Source organism: Mycobacterium sp. TH-M15 (assembly GCF_057473705.1).
Map to the genome: position 1 here is coordinate 1 of NZ_JBYCLB010000370.1, position 4,003 is coordinate 4,003.

Here is a 4,003-nt window from a genome sequence, read left to right on the forward strand (position 1 = left end):
TCATCGACGACAAGGGCCACGCGGCCGTCTCCATCAACCACCCCGACCTTGCCAAACGCAACGCTACGTTCGTTCCGGGTACCGGCCAAGATCCGACGAAATTCCGGGACAGCGCGGTACGGGCAGAGCGAATGTACTGGGCCACACGTAACGCTGACGGAACACTCGGCGGCGGCGATGTCTCGATCACGACCTGGATGGGCTACGACCCGCCGATGAACATTGCCACCGAAGCCCCAAATCCGAGCTATGCATTCAACGGTGCCACGGCACTGGACAACTTCCAAGCGGGCAGCCGAGCCTCCCACGTCGACGCGGTAACCGGCGGTCCGTCGGTCAACACCGTGATCGGACACAGTTTCGGGTCTACGGAGGTTGGTGCCGCCGCCGTGAACGGCCACCATCTCGACGCCGACAACGTCGTCGCAGTCGGAAGTCCGGGGATGATTGCTGGATCCGCCGGGGATCTCGACCTCAACCCCGGTGCACACGTGTTCGCGACGAAGGCCGCCAACGATCCGATTCCCCATTTCGGCGGCTTCACGTTGGGGCCGGATCCGGCGAATCCGAACTTCGGGACAACACGATTCGAGGCCTCAGATGGGCCAGTCTGGCCGCCGTGGCGAATCCCTGCGCACAGCAGCTACTGGGACCTCGACAACCCCGCGCTGGCCAACATGGGTCGTATCATCGCCGGACGAACGGATGTGACGCCGCCGTGACCGCTACCGCTCGACGCCCACTGCAGATACTGGCCGCACTGTTTGCGACCGGCCTGGTCACCGCATGCTCACCACACATCGGAGGTTCGATGAAGATTCCGCAAAGCCAAGAGGAGGCCCAGGATGTCGTCCTTGAATACCTGCAGAAGACCGTCGACGGCTTACCACCCGGCACGATCCTCGATAGCAGCGATAGCCAGGGCGCTAGCAATCTGAGCTGCGATGACAACTACACGGGTCCAGGCACCGGCCCAAGCAACTTCTCCGTTGCTATCCATGTCGTCGGCGACGCTGCCCACCCCCCAACTGACCTAATCACCCTCACCGGTGAACTGTGGCAGAGCTGGGGCTGGCAGGTCACCGAGCGAGCTGGGTTTGAAAAACCGAACCGATTCGCCGCTGCGCCAGACGGCTATCGATTGCAGATCGTGGCAGCCTATCCACACACCTACCCGCCGACGTTGGCGGTCATCTCCCCGTGCTTCCCAGGCGACCTGCGCAATGACCACCTGCCATTTCCGCGTATCGTCCGCCAGACGCCGAGGCCGTGACCTCATCGTCGGCCGTACAGACGTGACACGCATTCTGTCATGCATCCTGGGCGCCCTGTCCGCAGTCGGGTCGTTCACCGCATGCTCCCCGCACGGCACCCGGAGGGACACAATGCAGATTCCGCACAGCCAACAAGAAGCTCAAGACACCGTCCTTCGTTACCTGCAGAGAACGGTCGATGGCCTACCGCCGGACACCGTGCTCGACAGCAGCAACAGCCAAGGCGCCGCCAACCTGCCGTGCGACGACAACCACATCGGCGACGAACCCGGACCCTACGAATTCTTTGCGACATTGGATGTAATCGGCCCCGACAACACTTCTCCGGCCGACCTGGTCAGCGTCACCGGAGAGCTGTGGCACAGCTGGCACCTCTCCGTCACGGAGCGAGACGGATTCGAGAAGCCGAACCGATTCGCCTACCTGCCGGACGGATACCGGTTGAAAATCCTGGCGACGTACCCGCCGACATACCCGCCGCTGTTGACGGTCATCTCGCCGTGCTTTCCAGGAGAGCTCATGCGGGACAAGCTGCCCTTCCCCCGGACCATCCACCAGACTCGACGATCGTGAGCTAACTGTGAACCGCGCCGGGCAGGGGTGTCGCCGCGCCGGAAGCTGGTCACCTGTGCCCCATGGTGGGTAGCGAACCTTCCGCAGACCGGCGAGCAGCCCGTCTACCCCTTGATAGGACGGAACTGACCACGCGCCGCGACGTCAGCGCCGACGGGACCGCAGGTAGTCGCCGACGACGGCCGCCCCCAGCCCGTCCACGTCGGGTGCGACCACCCGGCCGGCCACCCGGCGGGCCACCTGGTCGATGAACCGGGCCAGGCCGGGGTCGTCGCCGAGCCGGAAGATCGTCACCTGGGCGCCGAGCCGGGCCACGTCGTCGAAGCCCTTGACGGTGAACGCGATGGTGCGCGGGTGCGGCGGGTAGTCAAAGAACACCACGGATCCCTCGCCGAAATCTTCCAAGTGCGTGGTCGGCTCACCGTCGGTGACCACCAGCACCACCGGCTGGGCGTTGGGGTGCCGGCGCAGGTGCCGCACCGCCAGCGCCAGCGCATGGTGCAGATTGGTGCCCTGCTCGTAGACACCCTCCAGCCCGATCAGCTCGGCGGCGGTGATGGTGCGGGCGTAGCGACCGAACGCGATGATCTGCAACGCATCCGAGCGGAATTTGGTGCTGACCAGGTGGTTGAGCGCCAGCGCGGTGCGCTTCATCGGCAGCCACCGGTTCTCCATCACCATCGAGAACGACGTGTCCACCAGCAGCGCCACCGCCGCCTGGGTGCGGGTCTCGGTCTCGGAGACCTCCACGTCGTCGACGGCGATGACGAGCCGGGAACCGTCCGCGGCCCTGTGCCGATGCGGCGGTCCCAGCTTCGCCTCTCCTCCGTCGAGCCTCGCTGAACCGCCGGCGGCCTGCCGCAACACCGCGTTGGTCATCGTGCGGGCGATGTTCCACGGCTCGGTGTCGCCGAACTGCCAGGGCCGGGTGGCGCCGGTCAGCTCGCCGGCCGCCCCGGCCCGGCGATGGTCACGCTCGCCGCGTCGTCCGGCCAGTTGTTGGGTCACCCCGTGCAACGCGGTCTCGCCGAGCCGGCGCATCGCCTTGGGTGAGAGCCGCCACTGGCCGTCGGAGCTGCGGTCCAGGAATCCCTGGTTGACCAGGGCACGCTCCAACTCGGCCAGGGTGCGGGCGTCGACGGCGGCCTGGTCGCCGAGCTGACGGGCCAGCGCGTCTAGGTCGACGTCGTCCATCGTCGCACCCGGATATGCCTGGGAGAGCTGTTCGGCCAGCTGTTCCAGCTCACCGATGTCGGCCAGCGCCCGGGCGGCCTCGGCCATGCCCAGCGGGTTGTCGCCGGAGAACTCCGCCGATCCGGTCCAGTCCTCGCCGGGCCGGGCCGCCTGCAGCTGCGCGTCCAACTTCGACAGCGCCTGCTGCAACGCCGGCGACCCGAATGCCTGCTGCGCCAGCGCGTCCAGTTCGGCCCGCTGTTCGGCGCTCAGGCTGTTGTAGAACCGCTGCGCGGCGGCGGCCCGTTGGGCCAGCGAGTCCAGCAGCTCCTCGACGTCGGCCGGGTTCTCCGGGAAGAACTCGCCGTGGCGGGCCATGAAGTCGGCGAAATCCTGCGGCGTGTCCTCACCGCGGGAGTGCTTGTCCAGCAACGCGTTCAGATCGTCGAGCATGTCGCTGACCCGCTGCCGGTCGGCGTCGGTGGCGCTTTCCAGGAACTGCTTCATCCCGGCGAAGCGCTGTTCCAGCATCTCCCGGCCGAGCAGATCCTTGATCTGCGCGTAGGATTGCCGCGCCTGGGGCGAACGCCAGTCGTAGTCGGCGAGTTCCTGCACCGCCTTGGCCGGTGACGGCGAGAGCGCTTCCAGCTGCAGCTCGGCGAAGCGGGCGTCGTCGTCCAGCGCCCGGGCCAGCTCCTTGCGTTCCTCCAGCACCGCCTCGTCCAGCAGCTTCTTGATCTCGGTCAGGGTGCCGTCCAGGTTGTTGCGCCGCAACAGCTCGGCACGCCGGCGCCGGGCCTCGGCGGCCAGCCGATCGGCGCCGGTCATGGTCTTGGTGCCGCGGCGCAGCAGCTCGGAGAGGGCGCGCCGGGGTGAGGTTCCGGCCATCACGTCCTGGCCGATCGCCTCCAGCGCCTCGCGCACGTCCACCGGCGGCGCCAGCGGATCCGGCCCGCCGGTGTAGGCCGAGTACCGGGACGACT

Annotated in this window: 4 protein-coding genes; 3 read left to right on the forward strand and 1 reads right to left on the reverse strand. The window is 67.2% G+C overall.

Annotation, left to right across the window (positions count from 1 at the left end; translation table 11 throughout):
- The 3 genes from AC2VNT_RS09085 to AC2VNT_RS09095 form a co-directional block, all read left to right on the forward strand.
- Positions 1-722, forward strand: a 722-nt coding sequence (locus AC2VNT_RS09085) for an alpha/beta hydrolase (protein ID WP_486946544.1), incomplete at its 5' end; no start/stop codon positions are given.
- Between the two features lie 89 nt (positions 723-811).
- Positions 812-1,273, forward strand: a complete 462-nt coding sequence (locus AC2VNT_RS09090) for a hypothetical protein (RefSeq protein ID WP_486946545.1) — start codon at positions 812-814, stop codon at positions 1,271-1,273.
- A gap of 199 nt (positions 1,274-1,472) precedes the next feature.
- The gene (locus AC2VNT_RS09095; RefSeq protein WP_486946546.1) at positions 1,473-1,847 is read left to right on the forward strand and encodes a hypothetical protein; all 375 of its coding nucleotides are present in this window, start codon (positions 1,473-1,475) and stop codon (positions 1,845-1,847) included.
- A 144-nt stretch (positions 1,848-1,991) separates the two neighbouring features.
- Here AC2VNT_RS09095 and AC2VNT_RS09100 read toward each other — a convergent pair.
- The coding region (locus AC2VNT_RS09100; RefSeq protein WP_486946547.1) for a vWA domain-containing protein at positions 1,992-4,003 on the reverse strand (2,012 nt) is incomplete at its 5' end.

Coding starts and splice junctions, on each gene's coding strand:
- AC2VNT_RS09090 (WP_486946545.1), top strand. CDS start 812: ATGAAGATTCCGCAAAGCCAAGAGGAGGCCCAGGATGTCGTCCTTGAA.